Origin of the sequence: Priestia sp. SIMBA_032 (assembly GCF_046535215.1) — a bacterium.
GTDB lineage: Bacteria > Bacillota > Bacilli > Bacillales > Bacillaceae_H > Priestia > Priestia aryabhattai.
On the sequence record NZ_JAWRXD010000837.1, the window covers coordinates 1 to 264 of the forward strand.

General features: G+C 64.4%; 1 protein-coding gene. It reads right to left on the bottom strand.

What is annotated here, in order from left to right:
* Positions 1-264: alpha/beta fold hydrolase (locus tag SB717_RS36695; RefSeq protein WP_410907989.1), on the bottom strand; the 264-nt coding region annotated here is incomplete at both ends.

Sequence of the window (264 nt, forward strand, 5' to 3'; positions counted from 1 at the left end):
GGTCCTGGCCGAGGTGATCGTTGATCATGGCTGCGGTGCCGAGGCGAGACCGACCGTGCCCACGCTGGTCATAGGTGATCACCCGAAATCGATCCGACAGTCCGTTGATCTGCGGATTCCAATATCGGGCACTGACGGCGAAACCGTGCACGAGCACCACCGGGTCAGCGTCGGTCGGGCCATGTTCGTAGACGGCGATCGATGCGCCACCGGGACGGTCGATGACCGTGTGCCGCATGTCGATCCGCGGGGCCCGCAACAACG